The sequence below is a fragment of the Aeromonas sp. LsrichE-8G genome (genome assembly GCF_022869435.1).
In the GTDB taxonomy this organism is placed as follows: Bacteria; Pseudomonadota; Gammaproteobacteria; order Enterobacterales; family Aeromonadaceae; genus Aeromonas; species Aeromonas caviae.
Genome location: NZ_JALIHH010000241.1, coordinates 1,140 through 1,619, shown reverse-complemented (window position 1 = coordinate 1,619; position 480 = coordinate 1,140). Strand labels below are relative to the sequence as shown.

Annotated in this window: 1 pseudogene; it reads right to left on the bottom strand. The window is 60.0% G+C overall.

The features are described 5' to 3' along the window. Positions 1 to 480 (bottom strand): annotated as a pseudogene (locus MUW49_RS20005) (IS21 family transposase); the annotation flags it as partial.

Genomic DNA, 480 nt, shown 5'->3' with positions numbered 1-480 from the left:
GCCGGTGTCCCGCCGAAAAACTCAAAGGCACGGACATGGCTTTGCAGCCAGTCCGGCAGTGACTGTGACCAGGTGGCCTCGGCAAAGGTGTAGTTGGACGCACCGAGCACGGCGACAAAGACTTGTGCCTGACGGACCTCACCCGTAGTCGGCGACACGATGGGCACCGTGGGCCCGCAGTAGTCGATAAAGAGCTTTTCCCCCGCCTTGTGGATCTGGCGCATGGAGCGCTTTTGCAACTGACACCAGGACTTGTAACGGTCACAGAACTGGGAGTAGCTGTAACAGCTATTGGGATAGCGCTGGGTGTACTCCTCCCAGAGCAGCTGTTTGGAGACCCCCTTGCGCTTGAGCTCCTGATGGACAGAGGGCCAATCCGGCACAACATGGCGGGCCGAGATGGTGGTATCGGCCTGCGGATAGAACAGGGCAGCCAGTCGGCCATCATCAAGCTCGGTAGGTAAGGGCCAGGTAAGGCCC